At 48.4% G+C, this 12,746-nt stretch carries 10 protein-coding genes, 1 tRNA gene and 2 pseudogenes; 8 read left to right on the top strand and 5 right to left on the bottom strand.

What is annotated here, in order from left to right; translation table 11 throughout:
- The coding region (locus OGV38_RS08405) for a helix-turn-helix transcriptional regulator (protein ID WP_286473171.1) at window positions 1–176 on the bottom strand (176 nt) is incomplete at its 3' end.
- Between the two features lie 537 nt (window positions 177–713).
- Here OGV38_RS08405 and sid point away from each other — a divergent pair.
- The 3 genes from sid to OGV38_RS08390 are packed head-to-tail and all read left to right on the top strand — an operon-like array spanning window position 714 to window position 2,282.
- On the top strand, window positions 714–1,457 hold the full coding sequence (gene sid / locus OGV38_RS08400; RefSeq protein ID WP_061357474.1) for a capsid size-determining scaffold Sid: 744 nt from the start codon (window positions 714–716) through the stop codon (window positions 1,455–1,457).
- A gap of 3 nt (window positions 1,458–1,460) precedes the next feature.
- On the top strand, window positions 1,461–1,700 hold the full coding sequence (locus tag OGV38_RS08395; protein WP_000468230.1) for an STY4826 family bacteriophage gene regulatory protein: 240 nt from the start codon (window positions 1,461–1,463) through the stop codon (window positions 1,698–1,700).
- Between the two features lie 15 nt (window positions 1,701–1,715).
- Window positions 1,716–2,282, top strand: a complete 567-nt coding sequence (locus OGV38_RS08390) for a phage polarity suppression protein (protein WP_061357466.1) — start codon at window positions 1,716–1,718, stop codon at window positions 2,280–2,282.
- Between the two features lie 290 nt (window positions 2,283–2,572).
- Here the strand turns inward: OGV38_RS08390 and OGV38_RS08385 are convergent, their stop codons facing one another.
- The 3 genes from OGV38_RS08385 to OGV38_RS08375 all read right to left on the bottom strand — a co-directional run bounded on the left by OGV38_RS08385 (window position 2,573) and on the right by OGV38_RS08375 (window position 5,800).
- Window positions 2,573–4,339 (bottom strand): AAA family ATPase, encoded by a 1,767-nt coding sequence (locus OGV38_RS08385; RefSeq protein WP_061357465.1) that lies wholly within the window; start codon window positions 4,337–4,339, stop codon window positions 2,573–2,575.
- A gap of 23 nt (window positions 4,340–4,362) precedes the next feature.
- Window positions 4,363–5,544 carry a tyrosine-type recombinase/integrase gene (locus OGV38_RS08380; protein WP_061357464.1) on the bottom strand — a complete coding sequence of 394 codons (1,182 nt, stop codon included), beginning with the start codon at window positions 5,542–5,544 and terminating at the stop codon, window positions 4,363–4,365.
- Between the two features lie 161 nt (window positions 5,545–5,705).
- Window positions 5,706–5,800 (bottom strand) — tRNA-Sec (locus tag OGV38_RS08375).
- Between the two features lie 290 nt (window positions 5,801–6,090).
- Between OGV38_RS08375 and OGV38_RS08370 the strand changes: the two genes are divergently transcribed.
- From OGV38_RS08370 to OGV38_RS08350, 5 genes and pseudogenes are all read left to right on the top strand, one after another.
- Window positions 6,091–7,473, top strand: a complete 1,383-nt coding sequence (locus OGV38_RS08370; protein WP_137366935.1) for a glycoside-pentoside-hexuronide family transporter — start codon at window positions 6,091–6,093, stop codon at window positions 7,471–7,473.
- Window positions 7,474–7,483: 10 nt separating this feature from the next.
- Complete coding sequence (yicI, locus tag OGV38_RS08365) at window positions 7,484–9,802, top strand: alpha-xylosidase (RefSeq protein ID WP_286473170.1); 2,319 nt, start codon at window positions 7,484–7,486, stop codon at window positions 9,800–9,802.
- Between the two features lie 446 nt (window positions 9,803–10,248).
- Window positions 10,249–11,802 carry a BglG family transcription antiterminator gene (locus OGV38_RS08360; protein ID WP_016155015.1) on the top strand — a complete coding sequence of 518 codons (1,554 nt, stop codon included), beginning with the start codon at window positions 10,249–10,251 and terminating at the stop codon, window positions 11,800–11,802.
- A gap of 26 nt (window positions 11,803–11,828) precedes the next feature.
- Window positions 11,829–12,299, top strand: a complete 471-nt coding sequence (locus OGV38_RS08355; RefSeq protein WP_003842172.1) for a PTS sugar transporter subunit IIA — start codon at window positions 11,829–11,831, stop codon at window positions 12,297–12,299.
- A 19-nt stretch (window positions 12,300–12,318) separates the two neighbouring features.
- A pseudogene (locus tag OGV38_RS08350) lies at window positions 12,319–12,381 on the top strand (PTS fructose transporter subunit IIB); the annotation flags it as partial.
- A 15-nt stretch (window positions 12,382–12,396) separates the two neighbouring features.
- Here OGV38_RS08350 and OGV38_RS08345 read toward each other — a convergent pair.
- Window positions 12,397–12,746: pseudogene (locus OGV38_RS08345) on the bottom strand (IS1-like element IS1X2 family transposase); the annotation flags it as partial.

The raw sequence follows: 12,746 nt of genomic DNA, 5'->3' as shown, positions 1-12,746 counted from the left end.
AGGGAGATTTGTTTCGGGAAGGCTTCCCGGCTGATGAGGTCGTAAATGGTCGAGCGGGACAGGCCGCACAGATGCATCACTTCGGGCAGACGGATAAAGCGCTCGTGAACGGTATCAGAAACCGGCATCAGCGGTGCGGCAGGGGCAGAAGACGGGGAAGAAAAAGCGGTGTGCATCGGGCTACCTCACAAAGTCCATACAGTGCCGGTCGTGTCCGTCCGGCTTCGGGTAGCTCCTTATTATGTCTATATTTTTCCTCAGGTCATGTGAGATTTTCGGGGAAACAAACATTGACTTTTCGCTCTGGCAAACAAAGGCAAACGCTGGCAAACATATGCAAATCACTGCATTACAATGCAGCAATTTTTATTGCTTTTAGTTATATATTTTTTATTTTTAATCGAAATAAAGTCTAAATGCTATAGCCAGAGCAAAACAGGAGGGTGAACAGTGGTGAACAGACGGTGAACAGTCAGACCCTCAACTGTTCACCATTTAACTTACTGTATTACTTATATTTTTATTTGAGGTGAACAGTGGTGAATAGTTATAAGTAAAAAAATAAACGGTGAGTAAGGTTTTCCTGCGACCTTTCTCTGGCCAGCCGGTTTTTAAGGTCTGTTTGTGCCAGCATTCTGACAACGGCAATGAATCGTGTTGTTGTGCAGGAGGCGTCAGAATCATTTCAGGTTGAACACACGGAGAACCTGAACATGAAACCCGAACTCATTATCAAAGCCATGCAGACCGTTATCAGTAAACAGGATGAAGGCGCGGAACAACGCATTGCCGGTGCGCTGGCCGCACTTAACGAAGCAAAAGATGCACACACGGCCAGCATGGGTAAACTCAGCGACATTGAGGCTTCCATTCAGCGTTGTGAGCAGGAACGACAGACCGCCCTCAGTGAAAGTGCACAGGCCGAACAGGACTGGCGCAGCCGCTTTCGAACCCTGCGCGGCAACCTCACTCCTGAACTGAAAGCTGAACACAGTAAACGTATCGCCAGCCGCGAACTGGCTGATGAGTTCACCGGTCTGATTACCGAGCTGGAGAAAGACAAAAGCCACGCCATGCTTGGAGCATGCTCCTCCGGTACTGCTTATATCAGCGCCCATGAAAAAGCGTTCACCACTTACGCCAACAGCGAGTGGAAGAAGGCGCTGGCCGGTATCAGCCCCGCACTGTTACGTGCCTTTCTGTTGCGTATACGGTCGCTGGAAATGAGCGGAGAAACCTCGCCGCGTGCGACCGTGACCCGTGAGCTGGGTGATGCCCTGAATCTGCAGTCAGCCCTGTATCATTTTGATATGGAGCAGGAGCCGGTCCTGTCCGTAACCGGCATGAATCGCCCGGTAATAACCGGGGTTGATATGGCGCTGTTAAGAAGCCCAGCCAGACGGATGAAGCTTGCCGCTGAACTGGCCGCAAAAGACCACGAACAGGCAGAGGGCTGAATTATGTTTCACTGCCCGTTCTGCAAAAAGACCGCGCACGTCCGTACCAGCCGGTATCTGTCGGAAAACGTCAAACAGCGTTATCACCAGTGTACCAATATCGAATGCTCGGCCACTTTCCGCACCATCGAGTCTGTTGACGGTGTGATACGTGCCGCACCGGAGAAACCCGACCCCGCACCGGTGACGCCACCGCCGCCGCGTAAAGTACAGGGCTGCTACAGCTCGCCGTTCCGGCATTAATCAGGAGAGAGACTCGTGACCACTGTGACCATACAGCAGGCCTTTGAGGCCTGTCAGACGAACAAAAATACCTGGCTGAAACGTAAAGCCGAACTGGCAGACCTTGAACGGGAATACCGTGAACAGCTCCTTGCCGGTGACGAACAAATCCCGCGCAGAATGCAGGATTTGCGCGACAATATCGACGTGAAAAAATGGGAGATTAATCAGGCCGCCGGTCGTTATATCCGCTCACATGAGAAAGTGCAGCACATCAGCATCCGCAACCGGCTCCATGACTTTATGCAGCAGCACGGCGCGGAGCTGGCCGCCACGCTGGCACCTGAGCTGATGGGGTATAACGAACAGCTTCCCGCAGTAAAACAGAGCGCCATGCAGCACTCGGTTGATTATCTGCGTGAAGCCCTGTCGGTATGGCTGGCCGCAGGTGAAAAAATTAATTATTCCGCGCAGGACAGCGATATTTTAACGGCCATCGGATTCAGGCCTGATGCGGTTTCGCGGGATGATAATCGCGAGAAATTCACCCCGGCACAGAACCTGATTTACACCCGCCGACGTGCAGAACTGGCCGCACGGTAGCACGCGAAAAAATCCCCGAAAATTCCGCTATTTTTCCCGAAAAAAGCCATGCATCCATACGGTGCATGGTTTTGCATGCAAATCCCCGTATTTTATTTCCCCTACCACGCCATTACCGGCGCGGCCTGAGCCGGTTCATGCACCTGCATGAAAACTACCCTATAAAGCGGGCAGGCGTGGCGGGGAGAGCATTGCGCGCAACAGGGAGGGCTATTAAATTTTTTCTCTGGCTTGAAGAATGATAACCAAACCAGAGAGATCATGCGCTTCATGGAGGTTGCATGAAGTAATTATTGAGATGCGCCTTCTTTTAAGGCGATGCTTTGTTCTAAAGCTTCTTTTATGCGTTTAACGCATTCTGTTAGTTCAATTATGGCTCCGCGTCGAAAAGAACTCTTAATTCTTTTATGATGAGCACTTATGGCTGAATGTAACTTCTTAAGATGTGGTAGTTCAGCAGAAAGAAAATCTGCAAGGTTAGAGAAGTTATAGAGTGATGATAGATGGTTTGAAAACATCTGAATATCGCGAATGGACCAAGTTTTTTTTATTCCATTTATGATAAGACTTACATCCAACGTTTCAAGTAGATTAAATTTGAATTTTGATTGATAAATATCCATATCAATAGCACTCCAACCGCTATCATTCATTTTGTCTTTCAGTTTTTTTATTTTATCTTTCTTTATTATTTCGCCGTATTTATTAAGGAAGTAATTGTGAAGATCATTTCCCTCTCTTCTTAATATATGTAGTGGGATATCATCTATATTGGGATTTGATTCTAGGAAATATGTTTTTATTTCATCGTCACTAAAGCTATTTTTGTTTTTTTCGATGATTTTGTTAGTTAATCCTTTTATTCGCGGGATGTATTTTGATTTTGAGAGTCTTAGGTAATTGTTTGTAGCAATTAGCCAAGTAGATAGTGTCGGTGATGAGGTTTTTAGTATTACTTTTTCAATTTCATCCAAATAATCATTTTCAGGTATATTATACCATTCCGGTTGTTTTAACGTAGCGTAATCACTTTTTTTTAAAGGCTCTTGTAAATTGAATGTATATGGAATGATATCTTTTTGAGATATCACATTAAAACAATATGGAATCATTAAATCATTATAAGTTCTGTAAGCTGTGATATTTAAAAGGTTACTCTCTTCTTTGCTTATTTTATCTGGATCATTCTCAGATGAAGCCGTAAGTGTTTTGAGAGAGGATGTGACATAATTATCATGGAAATCATTTTCTTGATATGAAAATTTCTCTTTTAGTATTATATGAGCACAAAGTGAAGTGACCAAATTTTTTATGTCTATATCAGAGATTTCTTGCCCAGATTTTTGTTTTTCAAAAAGAGGTATCAATTTTGAAATTACTCTATTAATGATTCGTAGATTTGTTTCTTCGAATCCCATAATAACTTGAGTGATTAAATGTCTATGTCTCTCTTCTAATGAGTCCAGCTTTTGTTCTAATATATCGGTAAGGTTGTTAATGGAGAAATATATTTCATCACTGACAACTTTTTCTTTATGACTTAATACCTCATTACTTTGCTTTGAAAAATTACCCACTAAAATAAAGTCTAATCGATTATCATTTTGATAACTTTGCAGGCAAAAAGTTGCTATTTCATCTCTCAAAGATTGAGGGATTCTTTCTAAATCGTCAATGACAAAAACCCCTGAAAGATCCTTGAGTACATAATCTCTCATCGCACCTGAAAAGGTTGATATAATTTGTTCTGTCAACTTTCCAGTGCTTTCTTCTTGGGTTAATGCTGATGCAGCACTTGAGGTTAAGTCTCCAAGTTTTTTTATCTCAGAAGGATTGTTTAGATACGTTATGCTTAGCATCCTATCTTTGAAATCTTGTAAACTATTTAACCCAAGCACAGACAAATAAAAATGACTCGCATCTGAATAAAATTGTTTAAATTCAGTTTGAAGAAAGTATGTTTTACCTACACCCCACTCCCCATTTATTAATATAAGACCATCACGTTTTTCTTTCAATATACGAATCAGAACAGAGATTATGGTATCTTTGGTCATAAAACGCTCCTTTTAAAGCTCCATTATAAATTTTTTATTTTTGGATAAAGTAAGTCACTATACCACTGCAACATATGTAATCTTCTCTCTAAATATTGAGCATGATTATAAGTACCTCTTATACTATTTTTATCAACATGAGCTAATTGCATCTCAATCCATGCACTATCAAATCCATGTTCATGTAAGATGGTCGATAATGAATGTCTAAAACCGTGACCTGTAGCACGTCCTTTGTAACCAAGTAACTCAATCACTTGTGACACACTTTCTTTCGAGATTGGCTTACTACGGTTGTTCCTGCCAATAAAAATATAAGGGTAGTGGCCAGTAATAGGCTTGAGTTGCTTGAAGAGATCGATTACCTGAGTAGAAAGCGGCACGATGTGAGGTCTGCGCATTTTCATCCTTTCTGCTGGGATTTCCCATATACCTTTCTCAAGGTCTACCTCATCCCAAGTAGCAAAGCGCATCTCCTGCGTTCTTACACCAGTTAGCATGACTATCTTTGTAGCATTTTTGGTGATGATGCTACCGGTGTAGGCTTCGAGATCCCCAATAAAATGAGGCAATTCTTCGGCAGATAAAAATGGATGATGTTTTTGCTTCGGAACGGCCAGTGCGATAGCTAAATCAGGTGCTGGATTGTATTCAGCGCGGCCAGTTATGATTGCATAGCGATAGACCTCGCCACATCTTTGGCGCACTTTTCTGGTCTTCTCCAGTGCTCCACGCTTCTCTATTCGTCGTAGTACCTCAAGCAGTTCCAGAGGTTTGATCTCATTTATCGGACGCTTACCGATGAACGGGAAAACATCTTGCTCAAATGTTTTAATGATTTCTTCGCGGTAGGCCACCGTCCAGCGATCGGCTTTATTTGAGTGCCACTCCCGACATATAGCTTCGAATGATCTTTCTGTTGAGAGCTGCTGTGCCAGCTTTTGAGCTTTACGTTCTTCCACTGGATCTATGCCGTTTGCAACCTGCTTACGAGCCGTATCGCGTTTCTCACGTGCTTCTGCGAGGCTCACAAGGTCGTAGCTGCCAAATGACATTAGCCGCGCTTTACCTGCAAAACGAAAGCGGAAGCGCCAGCCTTTTGAACCGTCTGGATTGATGAGTAATGACAGCCCCTGTCCATCGTTCATTGTGTAGGGTTTGTCTTGAGGCTTTGCTCGTTTGATTTGTATGTCTGTAAGTGCCATGTGTATAAGTCAAAAATGTGTATAAAAAATCTATACACATCACTATACATATTTTTCATGGATTCAGGGAGAACTTGTCGGACGGTTACGGATGAGTGGTTTACTATGTATTTTGAAAATAAAGGGTTTTTAGACGTTGTTGGATGACGGCGGAGGAATTTTGGCGGAAGATCACAGGAGTCGAACCTGCCCGGGAACGCTGGCGTCCCCAACTGGATTTGAAGTCCAGCCACCTCACCGGAGATGACGATCTTCCGCGCCTCGATTGCTACATGGAGGCGGGGCGCATTATAGCTACTTCCAAACGTTTCCACACCCCCTCACTCACTTTTTTAACTTCCGTTTCTCTATACCATGACCAGTTTCAAATAAATCCCCGCAAAATCCATTACTTACACTTAGACACATTTTTAGACGCTACGCTGATCACAGAAAACAAGAATCGTAATTTGATAACGAGATATCGGAATACCCGCGCTCACAGGGATGGTTTACAAGAACTGTAACCGGTATCAGGGCGTGTGAAAGTGCTAACAAGGATGCGTAATGAAAAGTGAAATTCTGTCTGTTAAAGAGAAGATTGGCTACGGAATGGGCGATGCGGCTAGCCACATTATCTTCGATAACGTCATGTTATATATGATGTTCTTCTATACCGATATTTTTGGTATCCCAGCCGGATTTGTCGGCACCATGTTCTTACTGGCCCGCGCGCTGGATGCCATCTCAGACCCTTGTATGGGGTTGCTGGCTGACCGTACCCGTTCGCGCTGGGGGAAATTCCGCCCATGGGTGTTGTTTGGCGCACTGCCGTTTGGTCTGGTTTGCGTGCTGGCCTACAGCACGCCGGATCTCAGCCTGAACGGCAAAATGATTTATGCCGCAATCACCTACACGCTGCTGACCCTGCTTTATACCGTGGTCAATATTCCCTACTGCGCGCTGGGCGGCGTGATCACTAATGACCCAACGCAGCGTATCTCCCTGCAATCATGGCGCTTTGTGCTGGCGACGGCGGGCGGCATGCTCTCCACCGTGCTGATGATGCCGCTGGTGAATCTGATTGGTGGCGAGGATAAAGCGTTCGGCTTTCAAGGCGGGATTGCGGTGCTCTCCGTGGTGGCGTTCCTGATGCTGGCGTTCTGCTTCTTCACTACCAAAGAACGCGTGGAAGCGCCGCCGAGCACCACCTCTATGCGTGAAGACCTGCGCGACATCTGGCAAAACGACCAATGGCGCATCGTCGGCCTGCTGACCATCCTCAATATTCTGGCCGTCTGCGTTCGTGGCGGGGCGATGATGTATTACGTCACCTGGATTTTGGGTAAGCCGGAGGTGTTTGTCGCCTTTCTCACCGCCTATTGCGTCGGCAACCTGATCGGCTCTGCGCTGGCAAAACCGCTGACCGACTGGAAATGCAAAGTCAGCGTCTTCTGGTGGACCAACGCTGCGCTGGCGGTGGCGAGCATGGCGATGTTCTTTGTGCCGATGCACGCCAGCATCACCATGTTTATCTTTATTTTTGTCATTGGTGTACTGCACCAGCTCGTTACGCCAATCCAGTGGGTAATGATGTCCGACACCGTTGATTACGGCGAATGGTGCAACGGTAAACGCCTGACGGGGATCAGCTTTGCGGGCACGTTGTTCGTGCTCAAGCTGGGTCTGGCGCTCGGCGGGGCGCTGATCGGCTGGATGCTGGCGGGCGGTGGCTACGACGCCGCCGCGAAAACCCAGAACAGCGCCACCATTAGCATCATCATCGCCCTGTTCACCATTGTCCCGGCGATTTGTTACCTGCTGAGTGCCGTGATTGCCAAACGCTTCTATACCCTGAAAACGCCGTATCTGACGGAAATTATGAGCCAGCTGGCTCAGGGCGCGCGCCGCAACCAGCAGGATTTCACGACGAAAGAATTACAGAACTAAGGAACTGACGATGAAAATTAGCGATGGAAACTGGCTGACCCAACCTGGCCTGAATTTAATACACCCAATTCAGGTGTTCGACGTTGAACAGCAGGGTAACGAGATGATTGTCTACGTTGCGCCGCGCGACGTGCGTGAACGTACCTGGCAACTGGATACCCCACTCTTCACCTTACGCTTTTTCTCGCCGCAGGAAGGTGTGGTGGGTGTACGTATGGAACACTTCCAGGGCGCGCTGGATACCGGCCCGCATTACCCGCTGAACTTGTTGCAGGACGTCAATGTTGAGATGCGAAACACCACTGAATTTGCCGAACTGAAGAGCGGCAATCTGAGCGTTCGGGTGACCAAAGGTGAGTTCTGGTCGCTGGATTTCCTGCGTAATGGTGAACGTATTACCGGCAGTCAGCTAAAGAATAGCGGTTACGTGCAGGATACCCACAGCGGGCGTAACTATATGTTTGAGCGTCTGGATTTGGGCGTGGGGGAAACGGTGTACGGGCTGGGCGAGCGTTTTACCGCGTTGGTACGTAACGGCCAGACGGTGGAAACCTGGAACCGCGATGGCGGTACCAGTACCGAGCAGTCTTACAAGAACATCCCGTTTTATCTCACCAACCGCGGCTACGGCGTGCTGGTGAACCATCCGCAGTGCGTGTCGTTTGAAATCGGCTCTGAGAAAGTGTCGAAAGTGCAGTTCAGCGTTGAAAGCGAGTATCTGGAATATTTCGTCATCGACGGCCCAACGCCGAAGGCGGTGCTGGATCGCTATACCCGCTTTACCGGCCGTCCGGCGTTGCCGCCAGCCTGGTCGTTCGGTCTGTGGCTGACCACGTCATTCACCACCAATTACGACGAAGCGACGGTGAACAGCTTTATCGACGGCATGGCCGAGCGCAATCTGCCACTGCACGTCTTTCACTTCGACTGTTTCTGGATGAAGGCCTTCCAGTGGTGCGACTTTGAGTGGGACCCGGTGACCTTCCCGGACCCGGAAGGTATGATCCGCCGCCTGAAAGAGAAAGGGCTGAAGGTGTGCGTATGGATAAACCCCTACATCGGTCAGAAATCCCCGCTGTTCAATGAACTGAAAGCGAAAGGGTATCTGCTCAAGCGCCCGGACGGTTCCCTGTGGCAATGGGATAAATGGCAGCCGGGCCTGGCGATTTATGACTTCACTAATCCACAAGCCTGCGAGTGGTATGCCAACAAGCTGAAAGGTCTGGTGGATATCGGCGTTGACTGCTTCAAAACTGACTTTGGCGAACGCATCCCCACGGATGTGCAGTGGTTTGACGGTGCCGATCCGCAGAAGATGCACAACCATTATGCGTACATCTACAACGAACTGGTGTGGAACGTGCTGAAAGAAACCGTCGGTGAAGAAGAGGCGGTGCTGTTCGCCCGTTCGGCCTCCGTGGGCGCACAGCAGTTTCCGGTGCACTGGGGCGGCGACTGCTACGCCAACTATGAATCGATGGCGGAAAGCCTGCGCGGTGGCTTGTCTATTGGCCTGTCCGGCTTTGGCTTCTGGAGCCACGATATCGGCGGCTTTGAGAATACTGCTCCGGCGCACGTCTACAAGCGCTGGTGTGCGTTTGGGCTGCTCTCCAGCCACAGCCGCCTGCATGGCAGTAAATCCTACCGTGTGCCATGGGCGTACGATGACGAATCCTGCGATGTGGTGCGCTACTTCACCGAACAGAAATGCCGCATGATGCCGTACCTGTATCGTGAAGCAGCGCGCGCTAATGCGCAGGGCACCCCGATGATGCGCGCGATGATGCTGGAGTTCCCGGACGATCCGGCGTGTGATTATCTCGACCGCCAGTACATGCTGGGCGATAGCGTGATGGTCGCGCCGGTGTTTAGCGAGGCGGGCGATGTGCAGTTCTACCTGCCGGAAGGACGCTGGACGCATCTGTGGCGTAATGATGAGGTGTCTGGTAGCCGCTGGCATAAACAGCAGCATGACTTCCTGAGTCTGCCGGTTTATGTGCGTGACAATACCCTGCTGGCGTTGGGTAGCAATAACCAGAAGCCGGACTACGCCTGGCACGAAGGGACAGCGTTCCAGCTGTTCCATCTGCAGGAGGGGCGGGAAGCACTCTGTGAAGTTCCGGCTGCTGACGGCTCGGTTATCTTCACGCTGAAGGCGGTGCGCACGGGTAATACCATCATCGTGCAAGGTAGTGGAGATGCGCGTAACTGGACGCTGTGCCTGCGTAATATTCCACAGGTTAGCGGTGTGAAGGGCGGTTCATCTGCGGGCAGCGAGTGGGGAACGGTTGTCACGCCGGATGAAGATGTGCTGACGATAGCCCTGTAAGCGAATCTGAACGTGGTGCCGGATGCGTCTTATCCGGCCCACGCCGCGAGCAGCGTTCCAGATCTGAAAATCAAAAACATCCCGACTTAAATTTTTACCTCCCCATATTTGCGAGCGCTATCACTCTAATTCCCGCGAAAAATGTGATCTGTGCCGTAAATATCTCACTATTTCCTCTTTTTGTCTTATTTCTGTCCGGAATACAGGACACGATTTAGTATTGTTGGCGCATCGTAGTCCTCTTATATTTATCATCACGGATTACACGTGGAGCATAAACGCTTCTTTATTACCTAAATAATTCGAGTTGCAGGAAGGCGGCGACGCAGCGAATCCCCTGAGCGTACATAAGTACGTGACTGAGGTGAGCGAGGAAAGCCAACGCACATGCAGCTTGAAGTATGACGGGTATAGATATTTAATCTGGTATGTAATAAGGGTAAATAATGCAAATGATTACCTCGCGACAAAACAGATTATTAAAGTTTCTTCTGTCCCGGAAGGAATATGTTACGCTGCTAAAAATTGCCGAATATTTATCTGTTTCAGAGAAGACCGTCCAGCGCGATCTGCGGTTACTGGAGCAATGGTTATCGGAATGGAAAATATCCATCGATAAACGTGCCGGTGCGGGCGTGATATTAAGTGCCGATAACATTACTGACCTTTTATATCTGGATCAGTTATTAGGGTCGGAGGGTGATGATGCTGACGGCATGATGAATAATTCACGGCGGGTTAAGATAGCCTCGCAATTATTAAGTGAAACGCCGCATGAAACATCGATCAATAAATTATCCGAACGTTATTTTATTAGTAGTGCATCGATTGTTAACGATCTGAAAGTGATTGAATCGTGGATTACCCCGCTGGGTCTGTCGCTGATTCGCAGCCAGAGCGGCACACACATTGAAGGCAGCGAGAGCGGGGTGCGCCAGGCGATGGCGTCGCTGATTAACGGTGTGATTAACCATAATGAACCTGGAAGCGTGATTTATTCACGACTTGATCCGGGCAGTTATAAAGCGTTAGTGCATTACTTTGGCGAAGAAGACGTTTTATTTGTCCAGACGCTGTTGCAGGAAATGGAGAACGATCTGTGCTGGTCGCTGGGCGAGCCTTATTACGTCAATATCTTTACTCATATTCTGATCATGATGTACCGCATTACGCGGGGCAATGCGCTGCCGAGAAAAGAAGAAAGCATCACGTCATGTGATGAGAACATTTTTTCCATTGCCAGTCGCATGATTCAGCATATCGAAAAACGCATTGCCCACCCGCTGCCGGAAGACGAAGTCTGGTTTATTTATCAATATATTATCTCCTCCGGTATGGTGATTGAAGAGCATAACGATGTGAGCGTAATTGGCCATATGCACTCCAGCGACGAAGCACGCTTGATTACCCATCGGCTGATTGCCACCTTCGCCGAAATGGTTGACTGCGATCTTAGCCAGGACACTGCGCTGTATGACGGATTGCTGATCCATATTAAGCCGCTGATTAACCGCCTGAACTACCAGATCCGCATTCGTAATCCGCTGCTGGAGGACATTAAAGGCGAGTTGCAGGACGTCTGGCGTTTGACACAGTGCGCGGTGAATCGGGTGTTTAGCGGCTGGGGCGAACGGGCCGTGTCGGATGATGAGGTGGGATATTTAACCGTGCATTTTCAGGCCGCGATGGAGCGTCAGATAGCGCGTAAACGTGTGCTGTTGGTCTGCTCAACCGGTATCGGCACCTCTCACTTACTCAAAAGCCGCATTCTGCGCGCCTTTCCGGACTGGACCATCGTCGGCGTGGTGTCGGCAGGCAGCTTGCCCTCCGTCCTGACGGACGATATTGAACTGGTGGTATCGACGATCAATTTACCTGCCGTTGCCATGCCGGTCGTGTATGTCACCGCTTTCTTCAATGATGCGGATATTAAGCGGGTAACAGAAACGGTTATTACGGAAAAATTACATCGGGCGACGTCGCTGGTCGTTGAAAATTAATGTCTGAACTCCATGAGGTATGATTTATGGACATCACGAAAATACTCAATACAAATCGCGTTATTTTGGACATGAAGGCCACAAACAAAACGGAGGTTATTGAGGAACTGACGGATATTCTGCAAAAAGATGGGGCAATTAGCTGCCGGGAAACGTTTATTCAGGATGTCTGGCAGCGTGAATCAGAAGGCTCGACCGGCTTCGAAAATCATATTGCGATTCCGCACGGGAAATCCTCGGCGGTGGTCAATACCACGCTGGCGATTGGGCGTACCCGCCAGGATATTCCCTGGGAAACCCTGGACGGCAGCAACGTGCGCTGCATCATTCTGTTTGCCGTACGCCTTGAAGATCAAAACACTACCCATATTCGTCTGCTTTCGCAGGTTGCTGGCGCGTTGGCGGATGACGACATTATTGAACAACTGTTAGTCGAAAGCAGTCCACAGAAAATTATTGAGCTTTTTAGCCAATATGCTGAATCCAATGTCTGCTAAATAATACGTGGAGCATGTTATGAATATTGTTTGTGTTGCCGCCTGTACGGCGGGTATTGCGCACACCTATATTGCCCGTGAGGATAATGACTCCAACTTACTGATAGTGTTTTATGTTCAGATAATGCCCGATGACCTTGTCATGCAGCTCCACCGATTTTGAGAACGACAGTGACTTCCGTCCCAGCCTTGCCAGATGTTGTCTCAGATTCAGGTTATGTCGCTCAATGCGCTGAGTGTAACGCTTGCTGATTACGTGCAGCTTTCCCTTCAGGCGGGATTCATACAGCGGCCAGCCATCCGTCATCCATACCACGACCTCAAAGGCCGACAGCAGGCTCAGAAGACGCTCCAGTGTGGCCAGAGTGCGTTCACCGAAGACGTGCGCCACAACCGTCCTCCGTATCCTGTCATACGCGTAAAACAGCCAGCGCTGACGTGATTTAG

This window comes from Citrobacter sp. Cb080, from assembly GCF_030334745.1.
Lineage (GTDB): Bacteria > Pseudomonadota > Gammaproteobacteria > Enterobacterales > Enterobacteriaceae > Citrobacter > Citrobacter braakii.
The sequence above is the reverse complement of the archived record's forward strand: the minus strand, read 5'-3'. Positions and strand labels throughout refer to the sequence as shown.

Excerpts from the sequence above, each read along its gene's own strand:
- OGV38_RS08355 (WP_003842172.1), top strand. The coding sequence starts at position 11,829 with ATGGACATCACGAAAATACTCAATACAAATCGCGTTATTTTGGACATG.
- OGV38_RS08385 (WP_061357465.1), bottom strand. The coding sequence starts at position 4,339 with ATGACCAAAGATACCATAATCTCTGTTCTGATTCGTATATTGAAAGAA.
- OGV38_RS08360 (WP_016155015.1), top strand. The coding sequence starts at position 10,249 with ATGCAAATGATTACCTCGCGACAAAACAGATTATTAAAGTTTCTTCTG.
- OGV38_RS08395 (WP_000468230.1), top strand. The coding sequence starts at position 1,461 with ATGTTTCACTGCCCGTTCTGCAAAAAGACCGCGCACGTCCGTACCAGC.
- yicI (WP_286473170.1), top strand. The coding sequence starts at position 7,484 with ATGAAAATTAGCGATGGAAACTGGCTGACCCAACCTGGCCTGAATTTA.
- sid (WP_061357474.1), top strand. The coding sequence starts at position 714 with ATGAAACCCGAACTCATTATCAAAGCCATGCAGACCGTTATCAGTAAA.
- OGV38_RS08380 (WP_061357464.1), bottom strand. The coding sequence starts at position 5,544 with ATGGCACTTACAGACATACAAATCAAACGAGCAAAGCCTCAAGACAAA.
- OGV38_RS08370 (WP_137366935.1), top strand. The coding sequence starts at position 6,091 with ATGAAAAGTGAAATTCTGTCTGTTAAAGAGAAGATTGGCTACGGAATG.